Source organism: Enterococcus faecium, from assembly GCF_029023785.1.
GTDB lineage: Bacteria > Bacillota > Bacilli > Lactobacillales > Enterococcaceae > Enterococcus_B > Enterococcus_B faecium.
In genome coordinates, this window is the sequence record NZ_CP118955.1 from 1,273,175 (window position 1) to 1,290,137 (window position 16,963).

Genomic DNA, 16,963 nt, shown 5'->3' on the forward strand with positions numbered 1-16,963 from the left:
TTTTTCTATTGGTAATATAGATTTTCGGAAGGGTAGACAGGTGCGCAGGTAATATCGATTCCTAGTTTTTTCAATGTTTGTTCATCATTTTTATTGACCATCACAGTAGAGTGGGCTTGTGCTCCCTCAAGTTCAGCTAGTTTATCATAAGCAACTTGAGCGATTGGATTCGTTACTGCACTGATTGATAAAGCGATCAAGACTTCATTGATGCTTAGTGCATCCAAAGAGGAATGAAGTGTCTTTGATTTCAATCCTTGTATTGTTTCAAGAACTAATGGTGACAATAAAGGAATGTCATCTGCGATATGGGCTAAATGTTTTACTGCATTTAAGATAACTGCCGCTGACGCATCCATCAATGAACTTGTACGCCCGGTAATGATGACTTCATCTGGTAATTCGATTGCAATCACAGCAGAAGGATCTTTTGTAGGACTTTGCGCTTGAATCTTATCTGCATAGTCATGGGCAGGGACTACCACGTTTCGGTCTTCAGGACGTAAACCGACTTCTTCCATAATCAGTTTGATTCGATTAACTGCTTCTTCGTCGATCAATCCTTTTTTGAAGTCGCATTCTGTTTGGAAATAACGACGGATGATTTCTTGTTTAGAGGCTTCTTGGACAACGGTATCATCCACGATCCCAAATCCTACACGATTCACACCCATGTCAGTAGGAGATTGATAAACAGATTCTTTACCAGTAATTTTTTCAATAATACGTTTGATTACAGGAAATGTCTCAACATCCCGATTATAGTTCACAGCTACTTTATTGTAGGCATCAAAGTGGAAGGAATCGATCATATTGACATCTTTTAGATCGACTGTGGCTGCTTCATAAGCAATGTTCAGCGGATGTTTCAACGGAACATTCCATACTGGGAAAGTTTCGAACTTGGAGTAACCAGCTGCATGTCCTTTTTGGCTTTCATGATACAGTTGGTTCAAGCAAGTAGCGAGCTTTCCACTTCCTGGGCCAGGAGCTGTCACTACAACGATTGGTTTAGTTGTTTCAATATACTCATTTTTTCCAAAACCATCTTCTGAGACGATTTTTTCTACGTTGACTGGATAGTCTTCGATTTCTGAGTGTTTATAGACCTTGATGTTTCGTCTTTCTAGTTTATTGATAAAGACTTTCGTGGCAGGCTGTCCACTATAGCGAGTGATAACGACACTGTTGATTAATAAGCCATAACCACGTAATTCATCGATTAACCGCAAGATATCCATATCATAAGTAATCCCATAATCACCACGGATCTTATTACGTTCAATATCTCCAGCATAGACGCAAATCAGTATTTCAGCTTGATCTTTCAATTTTTGCAGCAATTTGATTTTCGCATCTTCTTCAAATCCTGGAAGTACACGTTTCGCATGCTTGTCGTCAACTAGCTTCCCACCAAATTCTAAATATAATTTGTCATAGTGGTTCACTCGTTCCAAAATATACGCTGACTGCTCTTCAATATATTTTTCTGAATCAAAACCAATTTTTTTCACTAGGTTCCCTCCTTAAGTACTAAAGCATTTTTTCATTTTTTTGAGGATTCGTCAACTGGAAGAGCGAAATTCCTCAAAAAAACAAAGAAAATGGTTTAAACCAACTTGTCTAGATAGTTATTCATTGGTATGATAGTTTTTGATAAGGAAGGTGCTACATGAAAAAAAGACAGAAAAAGAAAAACGCATATAAACACTATATCCGTTCGATTTTTACCGGTTATGAAAGAATGCTTGAAGATCCCGAATTGGAACAATTGACGTTTACTTATCTAAACGAAGAAACGCAGCTAACTCGTGATGAGCATCAGCGCATTCATTTCACAACAAGAGATCTGCCTAGTAAATAAAAAATAAGATAAAGGTCATCGGATTCGATTCTGTCCTATCAGATGGAAAGACTAGTTGATCGAAAAAAAGGCTGTACCAAATTTTGGTGCAGCCTGTTTTATGGAGCATTGCCCGCTCTTTTTTATAACAATTTTTTACAGAAAATGGTACTATTGAAGTATTAATAAGTGAAAAACAGATGAGTAAGAGGAGGCAAGTAGTATGAAAGAGCCAGATACAAATGCAAATTATGAGCCAGACGAACTAGAGGAGACGAACGCGGATCAGGATACAGGACAAGAATCGTCTTCTTTTTACGATATCAAAGAAAAAGCAAGCATGAATCTTTCCCAATTATTAGAAGACTTACAGGCTTTTGAAAAAGCTGTCCGCGAAGAAGATATCCCTGAGATCTACCGTTTATACAATGGCCGATTGAATGAAGAATTAAAAAGAAGCTCAAATGAAAATCACGAGATCGATCAATTGCTGATGCGTAAGATCCATGATCGTTTTTTACAGGAATTTCCTTTTATGGAACAAGTAGAAAACATCTCGCCAACGATGAGCTATTACAAAATCGGCACTTATTACCATGATCGGCCCACGGTCGGTATTGATGCAAGTCTGCCAGAAATTTTTGTTTTGCCTAAGATCGATGAAGAGTGGGAGAAATATTCCCAACCGGAGTCAACGGACTATGACAAAAAAATCAATGAGCTAGACGCAAAGGTGATCACTGCTCAGACAGAAATTGAACGTTTAGATGAACAAATAAAAGAAATCAATCGACAAATGACTGATTTGAACGACAATAAAGGATTCTTGAATCGTAAAAAAATCGAGGAAGAAATTCAAGAATTAGAGAAGAAGAAGCAAGTACTATCTAATGAAAAATTAGGCTGGCTTCCTTATATTGAGACGCCTGAAACAATCCAGCAGCAAAAAGAAGCATTGAAGCAAGAAGCAAGAGCAGACCAGCTTCGTGCAGCCATCGTAGAAAAAGAACAAAGGCAAATCAGACGCTATTTCGGTAGCAAAGAGGGATTCGGTCAAGCAATCCATGAATTCTTGATGAATTATCTTGGCAATGAGAATCCTAATAATCAATCTAATGAAGGAGGTTCCGAGTATGAATGAACACGATGAAGCAGAATGGACAAAAAATGAAGAACAAACAGAAGATCATGAAGAAACGAACACTTCATTGGAAGAACAAACAAGTAATCCTCTGGATGACACAGAAGAAATCCCTATGCTAGAGGAAACAAAAATACACGAAAAAGAAAAAGTAACTCCGACGAATACGAATACTGCAGAAAACACCCATGCTTACGAAATAACTGAAAATCCCGGGTATTTAGAAGGAAAAGAGCAAGATCATCAAGATATCGTCAGTTTGATTGAAACAGCGGAAGCAGAATTAGCGGATTTACGTATGAGAAAAGATTTGATCGAATCAGATTTTCCACAATTATTAGAATCATATGATCGTTTTATATTGAATGAAGAACCAATCTCCACGATCGGAAAGACAAGCCTGATCGAATACTTCACGTATGAATTACTGAAACCGTTGAATGATATTGGTCTGGAACGGTCAAATTCAGCTTATGACACATGGAAAACAAGACATTTTTCGATCAATTATACGTTGAATGGACAAAACGAATTAGTCTTTTCCTTTGTATTACCGACCATCGATCAACGATACCAAGTGGAATCGATGAGTCTCCTAAACGTATCACCAGAGACAATGGAAATCAATGTCCAAGATGACCGGGTGCTTTCTTTGATCCGACACTGGTCAGTGGATCGAGTATTCTCTGCAGGGCAGATCACGATATTCAATCACAAATTGAATCAATTATTAGCCCATGCAAGAACACTTGGTTTTACCGTTAATCAGACATTACTAGACAATACGAAGCCACTTCGTTTGAATCTTCAGAGCGAATTTGAATTGACGAATGAAGTATTGGATGATATTTTTATCGTGGCAATGAAAAATCCATCCTACGATATGGAAAAGATCAACGAAACTACTTATCAAGTACGATTAGATAAAGGACAGTCTTTAACGATAACAACAAACGAAAAAGATCAAACAGTCTTGTCGATCTCATCTGGAGACTACCCACGATCTGTCATTGATTTCTTTATCAATTACGAATTCTTGGTCCCATTAATGGTGAGAAAGTCCTGATTGGATAAGTTGGATTACCAGATGTCATTCAGATAATTCTGTTCCAAAGGACTTGCGGCAGTTATCCAGAATAATTGTCACAAGTCTTTTCTGTATGTACTAAATGGACGTGAATAACTTGCTGATGAAGGAGGGATTTCATTAGGAATGTCCACAAATAAAATAGCACAGCTTAGCTTATTGTCTGCTGCTTGTGTAGCAGGTAGGATCGCTTTTCAATTTATTCCGAATTTCCAGCCAATGACTGCTATTTTTTTATTTATAGTACTTTACTTAAGCTTAAAAGATGCGTTAATTGTCATGAGTCTTTCTATTGCGATCAGCAGTTTTTATTTTGGTGTTGGACCATGGGTCATCGGCCAATGGATCAGCTATACTGTTGTTCTGAGTTTGTTTTCAATCGTCTGCTTGAGAAAAACAGTGCAAAGGAATCTATGGTTAAAGGGAGTCTGTTTTTTTCTGGCGGGCATGGTTTACGGAATAGGTATGACCGTTTTTGATACGCTGTTATATCGTTTGCCTCAACCTTGGATCTATTACCTTCAAGGGGTGTCGTTTGATTTGATGCACAGTATAGGCAATGTTGTGTTCTTTCTTGTTTTTCTGCCAGTCGTCAAACGTTTTTACAATCATTCAGGAGGAAAAAATGAAAAAAATAATTTATAGTTTGCTTGCAATGAGTGTCAGTATACTCATTTTGACAAGTTGCAGTACAACCTATACACAATCGGCTTCCAACCAAAAGGAGGAAGTAAAAACATCGCAAAAAGCAACAATCACGTTACAAGAAAATGGTCAAAACTTTTCGGAAAAAGAAGTGGTCTTCAAAAAAGGCGATGATTTACTGAGTATTTTGAAACGAAATTTTGAAGTCAAAGAAGATAACGGCTTCATCACTTCGCTTGAAGGGCACTCACAGGATGAGAAAAATCAACTCTATTGGATGTTTACTGTGGACGGGAAAAGTGCTACTACTGGTGCCAAAGAGATCAAATTGAATGATGGACAATCGGTCATTTTCAATTTGTCTAAACTATAAGTTTCATAAAAAACTGTTAAAGGGCGAATATTGCCATAATTCAGTGAGTTCAGTTGATGAAAGAAGGAAAATAACATGGAAAATTTTAAAAAAAGCGGAATGTTTTCCGTAATTGCTGCTCTAGGGGCTAATATTCTAGTTGCTATCAGCAAATTTGTCGGCTATGCAATCAGTGGCAGTGCCGCCATGCTAAACGAAAGCATCCACAGTATCGTTGATTGCAGCAATCAGATTTTGCTGTTATTCGGTGATAAACAAGCCAATAAAGGACAGAGCGAGTTGCATCAATTTGGTGAAGGACGAGCAAAATACTTTTTCAGTACAATCGTCGCAATGATGCTTTTCTTCGGCGGTGGGGCACTTGGGGTGATGGAAGCTTTTGAAAAGTTGACGCATCCATCCCATGAAGTGGGTAATCCGATCATTGTTATAGCAATACTGTTATTTGGTTTGGTAATCGAAGGAAGTTCGTTACGCGTGGCAATGAAAGAAATCAAAGAATTGAATACTGAAAAACTTTCCACGATGCGCTTTTTGCGCGAAAGTCGACACAGTGAAATACTGATTATTTTTACGGAAGACTTGTGTGCTGTAATCGGTTTGGTCTTGGCTTTAGCAGGAACAATATTGACTTATGCAACCGGGATTGCTGCATTTGATGCGATCAGCGGATTGCTGATCGGTTTCTTGCTGATGGGAGCCGCCATTTTCCTAGCAAAAGAATTTTATAGTCTGATCATCGGTGAAAGCGTGACAGCAAGCGATTTATCAAAAATCAAGTTAGCTTTTGAACGTCCTGAGATCAGTCGGCTGATCGATATAAAAACAGTTCATTTAAGTCCAACGGAGATTTTAGTTGCAGCAAAAGCAGATATCGTTGGTAACAAAGAGAATGAAGCTTACTCGGTCATCAATGATATTGAAAAAAATATGCGTCAGTCTCTTCCTGACAAGAAGATGTATATATACATTGAAACAGATAAATATGACCCAAATTATTCTCGTAAATAAAACGTTTATTCATGAATTGAAGCAAAAATGAGAAAAATATAATCTTGTTTTTAAATAAAACGGCTACAATTTAGCGAATTTATGTTACAATGAGTCCGCTGTTTATTTGTTGTAATTAAAGGAGATATTTTAATGAACAAAAAGAAAAGTGCGCCATGGCTTCAAGCTTTGCATGCAGTGATGCCACTTTGTATAAGCTATATACCAGTAGGATTAGCTTGCGGAGTATTGTTGCAAAAAGTTGGATTTGATCCTCTCTTATCAGGACTGTTATCGATTCTGGTCTTTTCCGGTGGCGCGCAGTTTTTAGTTGCATCTATGCTTACGACGCAAGCATCATTTGCAACGACATTATTGATGGTTTTCTTTTTAGAATTACGCTATACATTATTAGGAGCAAGTCTTGCCGGTTTTATGAAAAAAGAAAAGCGGACGTTTTTGGCTGTCTTTTCTCAATCACTGAATGATGAAAACTATGCGGTGAACTACTTAAAGTTTTCAACTGACCCTTCCTGGAATAAAAGAAAGGCTTTATATGTCAATTGGTTCTCAATGACTGCATGGGCCGGTAGCAATATGATCGGTAATTTTTTCGGCTCGGTGATTCGAGTAGATGCTGACCTTGTCCATTTTGCTTTGACGGCCATGTTCATTTTCATGTTTATCATGCAGATGAAAAGCGCACTACTGATCTTTACAGGTTTATTCTCAGGCGTATTAGGGGTCGTATTCATGGTATTATTCCAAAATACTTTCGGATTGATTGCAGCAACAGTCATTGCTTCATTTGCCGGATTTATGCTGGAGAAGGCATTCAAAAAAGAAAAAGCTAAGAAACTAAGAGACCGCGGTAAAGATGTCAATGAGCCGCTCTTCAACTTCCCGGAACAGGAGGCCAATCACCATGACTAAACTATATTTGCTACTTTTAGTTGCTTGTCTGTTCATCGTGGCATATATCCCGCGCTTGTTCCCGATGCTTTATTTTACTCATCGAAAAGTGCCATCCTGGTTCAGTGACTGGATGAAATATGTACCGGTGGCATTATTTGCGGCGTTAGCTTTTAAAGATGTTTTCATTACTCATGAACATCTGGATATTGCTTGGAATATCAAAATAGCTGCAATGATTCTAGTAGCAGGCGTGGCTTACAAAACACGTTCGATGGCGTTGTCAGTTTTGACAGGACTTGCGTCTGTCTTTTTGCTGTCTATGCTTTAAACTGTTTTATTTTATTAAAAACAGAGATTGCGACATAAGTTGTTCAAACTGATCTATCCGAACTGCATTTGCAACAGTCAATTCTGGATGCAAGTTTATTCGTAGGGATAAAAAAGATTAGTGTTGGCTTATGATGCAAGCTCTTTTTTATTTTAGGAATTAGAGAGGGATTTGTCCTTCTATGATTTTTTGCTATAATAGGGAAGATGTTTATTTTATGAAAGAATAGTTGAGGGAATTTAAATGAATAAAAAATTGATGCAAGGAACATTTTGGCTAACCTTTGCTAATCTTCTATGTAAAGTTTTAGGGGTAGTCTATTTGATTCCCTGGCTAAGTATGATGGGGAACAATCAAGATGGTATGCTTGCTACGACATTGTATAATGTTGGCTATCTTCCTTATGGATTGTTCCTGATGCTTGGTACAGTCGGATTTCCAAATGCGATTGCAAAAAAAGTAGCTGTAGCCACAAAAGAAGGAGATAACGCTGCTTGTCGGCTGATTTTTAGAAGTACGATCAATATCATGTTTGTCATCGGTATCGCCTCTGCTGCACTGATGTATTTATTTGCTCCTTTACTAGCCGGAATCAGTCCGATTGCTAACGTTAATAATGGGATACTAGCTATCAGAAGTTTATGCCCATCTTTGATTGCTATCCCAATTCTTAGTGCAATGAGAGGATATTTCCAAGGAAAAAATGATCTGCGGCCTTATGGAACTTCTTTGATTATCGAACAGGCTGTGCGAGTGATCGTTATCTTGGCTGGTACTTATTACTTGCGCGTATTGACTGACGGAACCATATTAGAAGCTGTATTGATCAGTACAGTCGCTTCTTTCTTCGGTGGGTTAGCTGCGATTATCCATATGTATATCGTCGGACGCAGAAAAGACTTCTTCGAACTTAAAGATTTTTTGATTTCCAGCCGTTATTTCGAAAGAGAAAACCGATCTGCCTCTGTCTCTATCATTCGGGAAACACTACCGTTTATTTTTGTCGGCTCAGTCATTACTATCGTTCAAATGATCGACCAAGTAACGATGAAACCACTGCTTCACTTTTTCCGTCCAGAGATCGCAGATCAGCAACTGGAATTCTTATTCAGCCGTGCTTCTGTCAATCCAAATAAATTGACATTGATCCTGATCTCCATGGTAGGAACAGTAGCTATAAGCAGCTTGCCAATATTAAGCACGATGAAGAAAAAAGATCGGATACAAATCGAAAAAACAGTAGGAGATAGTTTTTCGATTGCGTTATTGATTCTTCTTCCTTCATTGACTGGAATGTCTTTATTAGCTGGACCACTATACACATTGTTTTTTGGCTATGATCCTGAAAGTGTCGGATATTTCCAAATGGCTTTGCTAGCTTCTTTGTTTTTCTCTTTATTCACGATCCTATCTACGATGCTTCAATCTTTGAATCACCATCGTTTTGCGATCCGATTAACTGTAGAAGCAATTATCCTGAAAGTCATCTTCCAAGTAATCGGATTAGGATTAGTTGGCGGATACGGGATGAGCTTATCAAATGGCTTAGCATTCGGTATTGTCTTTGTTCGCGGCTATCACTTTATGTGCAAAGAATACCGAATAGCACCTTTAGCAAAGATCAGCAATTTTTTCTTAAAAACTTTCCGCTCCACCCTGATTATGCTTGCAGTATGTTTTGCCGTTTTCTTTTTGCTGAATCAGCGATTGTCAATGGAATCAAAAAGCTATGCAATGATTTATTGTGTGGCTGTAGGAAGTATTGGCGGCTTAGTATTTTTATTTTCTCAATTCGGAAAAAATGGGTTTCGAATGTTGAAAAATGTTAAACATCATAGCAGAAGCAAAGAATAGGTTAACTAATCGTTTTTTGCTGTCACTTGAAAAACGGCAACTCGTATGATTACGCTTGTCGTTTTTCTATTTTCCAATTTTAGTTTCATATCTAATCTTACTTATGATATAGTTATAAGGTCTGGAAAAATTCTTTGAAACGAGGAAATTAAACACATGAAACTTGCAGTAGTTACAGATAGTTCGGCATATCTGCCGGAACGTATCAAGAACCATCCCGACTTATTCGTTATTCCAATCCCTTTGATTATGGATGGGAAAATTTATAACGAAGGAATCGATATCGAAGCGGATGAATATTATGGACTTTTAAAAAACAGTAAAGATTTTCCTACTACTTCACAACCTGTCGTAGGGGAAGTTTTGGGTTTATATGAGGAATTGAAAGAGAAAGGGTATGACACGATTTTAAGTATCCATCTTTCTTCAGGGATTTCTGGCTTTGTCAACACATTATTTGCGATGAAAGATGACATCAGCGGAGTAACGGTCATTCCTTATGACTCTAAGATCACTAGTATGCCGATGGGACACATGGTAGAAGCTGCCTTAGACTTAAATGATGAAGGTCAGTCCCTTGATGAAATACTTGCACATATCGATCGAATCCGAGATAATACCTACGCTTATCTGATTGTAGATGATTTGAACAATTTAGTACGAGGAGGACGTTTGACAAATGGTGCAGCGCTGATTGGCAGCTTATTAAAAATCAAACCGATCCTGACATTTTCTGAAGGGAAAATTGTTTTATTCGAAAAAATCCGTTCAAGTAAAAAAGCATTTGCTCGAGCTGAAGAAATTATTGGTAGAAGAAATAACGAAATACAACCGCCAGTCAAACTTTACGTGATACATGCAAATAATTTAGAAGTAGCGATTGCGGAGAAAGAGAAATTGCAGAAAAAATATCCAAATGCAGAAATCGAAATTGGTCATTTCGGACCAGTCATTGGTACACATTTAGGTGAAAAAGCCATCGGCATTGCCATTTCAGCGCAATAATTCCTTTTATTCAAAAAACATACCAAAAATATTCCAACATCATCTTGGACTTTCTACATGTTACTAATGAGCGTGTAAAAGAACGAGATGGTGTTTTTATTTCTATCAATGAAGCTCTTTTTCTTTGCAATCCTCACTTCAATCCTCTATAATGTCGCATATAGTTTAGTAAATGAGTAAACTACTAATTTACTTATTTACTAAAAATAAAAGGATGAGGAGTTAAAATAATGGAAATACCAACAAATTTAAAACATAAACCAGTAATCGTTGTAGAAGACTATGATAAAGTTGATGGAAGAAATGCATTAAATACGGATGCAAAAGGGCTTTCACTGGGCCTTGCTCAGTGGAATGATCGTGGAAAAGTCGATATCTCAGGCAAGGTATGGCGACATACTGGAGAAAAATGGTCACGACAGTCGGAAGAATTACCAATCACACGTATTTTAGATTTAGCGATCTTAGCTGCGCAAGGAAGTTTATACTTCCAAGATGCTTATCGTTATGAAAAATTTTATGATCCAGAAAATCCAGTCGTAGACATCATTGGATTACAAGGGAACCGAATGACGGTAGAAGTAGATACCAAAAATCCAAAGATCGATGAAGACATCATTTTGTATTACGATACACTACAAAAAGACGGAGAACTGATTGGGGAACGATTCCGTATTTTAAAACGTCTTTTAGATGAGCTAGGATATTAATAGACAGAGATGATCAAAAGGGGAAGAGAAGCATGGAGAATTTCTCACTAACAGAAAACCGAACCTTTTCACGGCTAGAAAAGCAAATGATCTGGAAGAAACCGAAAAGCCATCGGACAAGTGCAGAAGAATGGCGGATCGCCTCCGAAATCAAAGGGAATTGGCAAGATCCTGAAATGAAAATCAGTAACGTACTTTTGGAAGGAGATGCCGGGTCGGGGAAGACACAATTAGCCAAAGCACTATCTGCTGATCTGCAACTTCCCTATACAAAAGTGACCTGTTTTGCAGATATGGACAAATCAGATGTTTTCGGAGCCTTATTACCTGTAGTAGATTCTAATAAGGAACAAGACCAAGAATTACTAGAAGCTATTTACCAAACAGATACACTTGAAGCTGTACTGACACTGATCCAGAACCATTACGGCATTGATCCTTTTTCTGCTAAAGAAAAATTAGCAGAGCTAGTTCAAAGGATCGAAGCTGATTATCCAGATGCAATCCATTACAGCTATTACCCTTCTGAAATCGTTCGAGCGATTGAAAAAGGATATTTATTAGAGATTCAAGAGCCGACTGTCATCCGAGATGCCTCTATTCTTGTGGCACTTAACTCAGCGCTCGAACCAAATGGGATGTTGAATTTACCGACAGGAATCATTCGTCGCCATCCAGATTGCGTCATTGTGATCACTACAAATCGAAATTACCAAGGAAATCGCCCATTAAATGAATCTTTAAGAGATCGGATGCAACATGCGGAAAAAATGGATCTTCCTGCCTTAGAAGTCATGGCAGAACGTGCGATGGCGAAAACTATGATCCAAAAACAAGAACTTCTCTTAAAGATGGCAGAGATTATCCGTTTGTTGGATGAAACTGCAAAAGCTAACGCCATCAAAGGTGTAGCAGGAATGCGTTCTTATTTTTATTGGGCAAATACCTATAAGCAAGGACAAGATTTACTCCAGTCGATTTATCCAAAAGTTTTGTATAAATTATCCACTGATTCAGATGAATTGGCAATTCTTGAACAAGCTTTGTCTGACAGTGGATTGCTACTGGAACTTCAGGACATATTGAGAAAAGAAAAATGGGGTCATCCTCAATCTGAGCATACAAAAGGAAGAACCATTAGCGCCGAAGAAGCAAATGAACGAAACATCACTGAAAATGCTGAAGAAATTCTGCGCTTAGATGAAAAGAAATCGTTGTCTGCTGAAGAACCAAATGAGGGAGAAGAGAAACAAGAAGAAACAATAGAAAAAAACGAGATTCCTCCTCAAATGCAAAAAGAACGCAGTAGCGATATCGAAGGAAAAAATCAAAAAGAACAACAAACAGGAGATGATTCTCAAGAAATGTCTGCTTCTGACATGGAAGCACATGATAAGGAAATCAAGAAGCAACTGAATAAAGAAGCGCGACAAATCATGAAGGAAACGATTCATGAAAAAGAAGGTCTCATCGTTCACCGACCAGCTTTCCAAGGAAAAACGCCGGAAGCACGTGAGCTACACATGCAAGTAATGCCAATAGTAGAATCACTTAGCCGGCAAATTTTAGAGTTACTGGATAATGAACAAACAGAGACGTACCAAAAAGGAAAATACGAAGGTCAGCGGTTCAATGCAAGCAAAGTAGCATATGGTGATTTGAGAAATTTTGACAAAAAGAACCCGCCACATGAGCAACCTTCTTTAGCGGTAGCTGTACGGATCGATGAATCTGGGTCAATGATACGGGATGATCGGATCGAAGCGGCAAAAAAAGCAGCGATTGCCATTGCCGAATTTTCTAAGAAAGTCGATATCCCATTGTTGATTTACGGAGATACAGCAGACCGTTCGTCAAGAGAAAAGACTTCTTTGTTTTCTTATAAAGAATTTGAAGACGGATTTCAATGGTTAAATGAAAAATTAGTCACTATGAAACCAAGGCAAAACAATCGTGATGGTGCTGCACTTCGTTTAGCAGCAGAAAAATTAAACAGACAATCCGCAACAACCAAACTGTTGCTTAATATTAGTGACGGTCAGCCAAAAGCGTTGCCGGATTATACAGGCAAAAAAGCAAAAGAAGATATCCAGTCTGTTTTGAAAGAATATGAACGTCAAGGAATCCTATTTGTCTCCGCAGCTATTGGCCAAGACAAAGAAGAAATCAAGTCGATCTACGGTGAAAGTCGTTTTGTAGATATTACTGACTTGAATGAATTTCCCAAGCAAATGATTCAACTGATTGCCCGCTATCTATGATAAAATAAAGCTCAACGAACGCACTTAGCAGATTCGTTGAGCTTTTCGTTTCTAGTTACCGGTAACAAGGATACTTCTAAAATAGAATCGGTTATAATCAAGAGGGACCGTTAAAGGAGTGAAACGATATGATACAAGAACAAAAATGGTGGAAAGAAGCAGTAGGCTATCAAATCTATCCTGCTAGTTTCAAAGATAGCAATGGCGATGGTCAAGGAGACATCAATGGGATCCGTGAAAAACTTAATTATTTGAAAGATCTTGGTATCGGCTTTATCTGGATCAATCCGATCTATCAATCTCCATTTGTCGATAATGGTTATGACGTAAGTGACTATCAAGATATAGAAGAGAGATTCGGAACGATGGAAGATTTTGATTTATTGCTAAAAGAAGCACATGAATTAGGGATCAAAGTGATTATGGATCTTGTCATCAACCATAGTTCGGATCAGCATCAATGGTTTGAAGAATCGAAAAAATCTAAAGAAAGCCCGTATCGCGATTATTACATTTGGGTCGACGGGGTAGATGGCAAAGAACCGAATAATTGGACATCGATTTTCGGCGGTTCTGCTTGGGAGTATTCTCATGAAACTGGACAGTATTATCTGCATGTTTTTGCAAAAGAACAACCAGACTTAAATTGGGAAAGCGAGAAATTGAAAGAAGAACTATTCAATATGATCCGATGGTGGTTGGATAAAGGGATAGATGGATTTCGTTTAGATGCGATTTCTCATGTAAAAAAAGATGAATATTCAGTAAAAGCCACAGAGAACCCTTTCTCACCCTTTCAAAATGTCTCAGGAATCGAAGAACATTTGACCGATTTGAAACATGTTTTTGAAGAGTACGATATCATGACTGTCGGAGAAGCAAGTGGTGTCACTGCAGAAGAAGGACCACAATGGGTAGGGAAAGACGGTTATTTCGATATGATATTCGAATTTGATCATATCCATATCTGGCAGCAAGAAAAAGAAGGGCAATTAGATGTCCTTAAATTGAAACATGCATTAAGCGCTTGGCAAACTTCATTGGATGGTATCGGATGGAACGCTTTATATATGGAAAACCATGATGTTCCTCGTGCCGTTTCAGTGTTTGGAGATACTCGTCCCGATTTTTGGGCTATGTCTGCAAAAGCAATCGCTATGATGTATTTCTTTTTGCAAGGTACGCCATTTATTTATCAAGGACAGGAAATCGGAATGACGAATATGCCCTTTGAATCGATCGATCAAGTTGATGCAGTAGATTCGAAAAGACTTTATAAAAGGCTGCTTGCGGAAGGTAAGACAAGAGAAGAAGCATTGGATATCATTCGTGAAACAACGAGAGACAACAGCAGGACACCCATGCAATGGACTTCGGAACAATATGCTGGTTTTTCTACACATGAACCTTGGCTGATCACTAATCCAAATACCAAAACGATCAATGTAGAACAACAAGAATATGAACCAGAGTCGGTCCTGCAATTCTATAAGAACATGATCCGCATTAGACAAACCAATAAAGGTCTGATATACGGTTCTTATAAAGAATATCTTCATGAACATCCACAACTTTATGTCTATGAAAGATATTTAGAAGATGAACAATATCTTATTATGGTAAACTTAACAGAATCACTTGCTGACTATGAACTTCCAAAAGAAGCAGATCAGTCCTGGACATTACTCTTGTCAAATTCCTCTAGCGGAGAATTTGAAGCTAAAGGCATACTAGCACCTTATGAAGCTCGGTTATATAAAACAAACAAGTAAAACTTCCTCGTTAAAGTTCATTAGTTGGACTTTGCGAGGAAGTTTTTCAGATTGCTCTGTCAATTACTCATTTCAATAATTCGCTCTAGGACCACCGATATATTTAGGACGAGAGCGAAGGGCTGTCACGTGAGCTTGTCCAAGGGTTTTCAAACGAGGTCTGACAGGTACTTGGACATGCTTGATATGCATACCGATTGATGTGTCACCGATATCGATACCGGCTTGTCCAACTACGTGTTCCACTTCGACAGGATCATTGAACTGGTCAAAAGCAGCAACAGAACAAGCACCTCCAGCATGTAGTGCAGGAACAACAGAGACAATTTCGAAATTTTTTGCTTCTGCCACTGTTCGTTCTACTACTAATGCTCGGTTCAAATGTTCACAACCTTGGACAGCTAGCGCAATTTCTTTAGGATCCAACAACTCTTTTAACGTACGGATGATCCATTGACCAACTTCCGCACTGGAATTTTTTCCAATATGTCCTCCAACGACTTCGCTTGTGCTGCATCCTAAAACAAAAAGATCACCTTTTTTCAAGTGTGCCTCAGCCAATATGTCATTAACTATTTCAGTCAATTGGTCTTTTAATTCTTTTTCTGACAACTTCATTTTCTAAAACCTTCTTTTTCAATTAATATTGCTTCCGTGCTTGAATACGTTGAAGACTTGCAGTTATAGGAAAGGCAAGTCCCATTCCAATCAGATTTTGGAAGATGTTTCCTGGTATAGAAGCCACTCCAGCCGGCCAATCATATAAAATCCAACCGGCGATACCATAGCCGATGATCATAACTAAGCTTCCTAATAAAAGCCCTAATCCCCACATACGAGTAGAAGATTTGCTGAAAGAACCAGCAACATATCCTTGTAACCCGTGGATCACTAATGAAAAAACTGCCCACTGCGGATACCCTGAAATCAAATCGATCAATAGACCACTGGAAGCACCAACAACTAATCCACCCGTTGGACCATAAAGAAAAGCAGCGGTATAGATCCCGGCCTCGCATAATGTCACAAATCCATTCGTAGCCGGTACAGGGATCAAAATTGTTAATGAAAGGGCAACTGTCAACGCAATCAGCATAGCATAGATCGTTAATTGCTTAGTTTTCATTTCTCATTCCTCCTTTTTGAATACCGCCAGACCAGACACTTCCGGTATGATCGTTCATCAGCACGCCATTAGAAATACAATGGGCAACAAATTTTTTACTTTCTGCTACTGCTTTGGTAAAATCTGCCCCTAACACAAGATTCGCTGTTATTGCAGAAGAAAAGGCACAACCGGCCCCGTTTACTGTTGTAGTGTCGATTTTTTTATGAGAAAATACCTCATAATGATCAATTGAATAGAGAAGATCCACAGCTTCATCTCCAGCCATCCTTGTGCCGCCTTTGATCACAATGTTTTTTGTTCCTGAAGCAGTGAGTTCTTTAGCGAGATGGATCATTTCTGTTAACGAAGAGGGAAGAGCTTGACCAGAAAGTAAAGCAGCTTCTGCCAAATTAGGCGTAATCATCGTAACAAGTGGAAAAAGTTCTTCGATGAGCTGCGAAATATACAATTGATTGATCACAGCTTCAGTTTCTTTGAATGCCAAAACAGGGTCTAAAATGATTGGGATATTTTGTTTTGTTTTTATGAAGTCTCGAACAACCATGATTGCTTCACTTGAATTCAATAACCCAATTTTGATACCATCTAATGAAGTCATTTTATCAATCGAAACTAACTGTCGTTTAAGCAATTCCAAAGATATAGATTCCAGCATAAATCGCTCATTAATATCTAGTGCCCCTATAGAAGTCAAGGCGCTTAGTCCGAATAGACCAAAATTCTCAAAAGTTTTTAAATCTGTTTGGATTCCTCCACCAGCAAATGGATCAGAACCGCCAATTGTCAAGATTCTTTTCATAACATTTTCCTCCATGAATAAGAGTATAACGAAATTTTCAAAAAAGAAAAACAGCCAATTGGCATATTTTTATCTCATCCAATTTAAAAAAACAAAAAGAAAAGAAAGACC

At 38.2% G+C, this 16,963-nt stretch carries 17 protein-coding genes; 13 read left to right on the forward strand and 4 right to left on the reverse strand.

The features are described 5' to 3' along the window. Positions 1–5: 5 nt before the first annotated feature. Positions 6–1,514, reverse strand: coding sequence for a DUF1846 domain-containing protein (locus tag PYW34_RS06215; protein ID WP_002295908.1), 1,509 nt, complete (start codon positions 1,512–1,514; stop codon positions 6–8). A 158-nt stretch (positions 1,515–1,672) separates the two neighbouring features. On the opposite strand from PYW34_RS06215, the gene PYW34_RS06220 reads away from it, so the two are divergent. The 13 genes from PYW34_RS06220 (at position 1,673) to PYW34_RS06280 (ending at position 14,924) form a co-directional block, all read left to right on the forward strand. Beyond that, positions 1,673–1,864 (forward strand): hypothetical protein, encoded by a 192-nt coding sequence (locus PYW34_RS06220; protein WP_002295907.1) that lies wholly within the window; start codon positions 1,673–1,675, stop codon positions 1,862–1,864. A 202-nt stretch (positions 1,865–2,066) separates the two neighbouring features. Next, a complete protein-coding gene (locus PYW34_RS06225; RefSeq protein WP_002295906.1) occupies positions 2,067–2,984 on the forward strand; it encodes a coiled-coil domain-containing protein in 918 nt (305 codons plus the stop codon). Next, positions 2,977–4,050 (forward strand): hypothetical protein, encoded by a 1,074-nt coding sequence (locus tag PYW34_RS06230; RefSeq protein ID WP_002295905.1) that lies wholly within the window; start codon positions 2,977–2,979, stop codon positions 4,048–4,050. Before PYW34_RS06225 ends, PYW34_RS06230 begins: the two co-directional genes overlap by 8 nt. A 147-nt stretch (positions 4,051–4,197) precedes the next feature. After that, complete coding sequence (locus PYW34_RS06235) at positions 4,198–4,716, forward strand: membrane protein (RefSeq protein ID WP_002295904.1); 519 nt, start codon at positions 4,198–4,200, stop codon at positions 4,714–4,716. Next, positions 4,697–5,089, forward strand: a complete 393-nt coding sequence (locus PYW34_RS06240; protein ID WP_002295902.1) for a DUF4430 domain-containing protein — start codon at positions 4,697–4,699, stop codon at positions 5,087–5,089. The genes PYW34_RS06235 and PYW34_RS06240 overlap by 20 nt, the downstream gene beginning before the upstream one ends. Positions 5,090–5,164: 75 nt before the next feature. Continuing rightward, positions 5,165–6,100: a cation diffusion facilitator family transporter gene (locus tag PYW34_RS06245; RefSeq protein ID WP_002295900.1), complete on the forward strand. Its 936-nt coding sequence runs from the start codon at positions 5,165–5,167 to the stop codon at positions 6,098–6,100. Between the two features lie 132 nt (positions 6,101–6,232). Then, the gene (locus tag PYW34_RS06250) at positions 6,233–7,012 is read left to right on the forward strand and encodes an AzlC family ABC transporter permease (protein WP_002295898.1); all 780 of its coding nucleotides are present in this window, start codon (positions 6,233–6,235) and stop codon (positions 7,010–7,012) included. Continuing rightward, a complete protein-coding gene (locus tag PYW34_RS06255; protein ID WP_002295896.1) occupies positions 7,005–7,322 on the forward strand; it encodes an AzlD domain-containing protein in 318 nt (105 codons plus the stop codon). The genes PYW34_RS06250 and PYW34_RS06255 overlap by 8 nt, the downstream gene beginning before the upstream one ends. Positions 7,323–7,565: 243 nt before the next feature. After that, positions 7,566–9,176: a polysaccharide biosynthesis protein gene (locus PYW34_RS06260; protein ID WP_002286080.1), complete on the forward strand. Its 1,611-nt coding sequence runs from the start codon at positions 7,566–7,568 to the stop codon at positions 9,174–9,176. 156 nt (positions 9,177–9,332) lie between these two features. Beyond that, positions 9,333–10,181: a DegV family protein gene (locus PYW34_RS06265; protein ID WP_002286075.1), complete on the forward strand. Its 849-nt coding sequence runs from the start codon at positions 9,333–9,335 to the stop codon at positions 10,179–10,181. A gap of 230 nt (positions 10,182–10,411) precedes the next feature. Beyond that, positions 10,412–10,891 carry a DUF6530 family protein gene (locus PYW34_RS06270; RefSeq protein ID WP_002286073.1) on the forward strand — a complete coding sequence of 160 codons (480 nt, stop codon included), beginning with the start codon at positions 10,412–10,414 and terminating at the stop codon, positions 10,889–10,891. 32 nt (positions 10,892–10,923) lie between these two features. Continuing rightward, the gene (locus PYW34_RS06275) at positions 10,924–13,152 is read left to right on the forward strand and encodes an AAA family ATPase (protein ID WP_002334531.1); all 2,229 of its coding nucleotides are present in this window, start codon (positions 10,924–10,926) and stop codon (positions 13,150–13,152) included. Between the two features lie 128 nt (positions 13,153–13,280). Continuing rightward, positions 13,281–14,924 (forward strand): glycoside hydrolase family 13 protein, encoded by a 1,644-nt coding sequence (locus tag PYW34_RS06280; RefSeq protein ID WP_002303818.1) that lies wholly within the window; start codon positions 13,281–13,283, stop codon positions 14,922–14,924. Between the two features lie 72 nt (positions 14,925–14,996). Here PYW34_RS06280 and PYW34_RS06285 read toward each other — a convergent pair whose 3' ends face one another. Genes PYW34_RS06285 through PYW34_RS06295 form a run of 3 tightly spaced genes read right to left on the reverse strand, consistent with a single transcriptional unit; the run spans position 14,997 to position 16,852 of the window. Next, positions 14,997–15,542, reverse strand: coding sequence for a TIGR01440 family protein (locus tag PYW34_RS06285; RefSeq protein WP_002286070.1), 546 nt, complete (start codon positions 15,540–15,542; stop codon positions 14,997–14,999). 22 nt (positions 15,543–15,564) lie between these two features. Further along, entirely contained in the window at positions 15,565–16,050 is a 486-nt protein-coding gene (locus tag PYW34_RS06290; protein WP_002286069.1) for an ECF transporter S component, read from the reverse strand. After that, positions 16,040–16,852: a hydroxymethylpyrimidine/phosphomethylpyrimidine kinase gene (locus tag PYW34_RS06295; protein WP_002286068.1), complete on the reverse strand. Its 813-nt coding sequence runs from the start codon at positions 16,850–16,852 to the stop codon at positions 16,040–16,042. The genes PYW34_RS06290 and PYW34_RS06295 overlap by 11 nt, the downstream gene beginning before the upstream one ends. Positions 16,853–16,963 lie beyond the last annotated feature (111 nt).